At 54.3% G+C, this 234-nt stretch carries 1 protein-coding gene; it reads left to right on the forward strand.

The annotated features are described in order from the left end of the window. Window positions 1-234, forward strand: a 234-nt coding sequence (locus ACTHUG_RS11675) for a type VI secretion system Vgr family protein (protein ID WP_440386934.1), incomplete at both ends; no start/stop codon positions are given.

A 234-nucleotide genomic window follows, 5' to 3' on the forward strand; every position in this document is an offset into this window, starting at 1 on the left:
ATGCACGACAGTGCCCATACCGACCATATCCCCGCCGATTGGAACACAAGGAACGTCATCCGTACCTGGGCGAACAACAAACTGAGGATGGAAGACCTGCAAGGTCAGGAACACATCAAACTCGCCACCGACTATCAGAAATCCCAACTCAACCTCGGCCATATCGTCGATTCAAACCGCAACAAACGCGGAGAGAACGGCGAAGGCTTCGAACTCAGAACCGACGGCTGGGGT

Origin of the sequence: Neisseria sp. P0022.S009 (assembly GCF_051956675.1) — a bacterium.
Classification (GTDB): Bacteria; Pseudomonadota; Gammaproteobacteria; order Burkholderiales; family Neisseriaceae; genus Neisseria.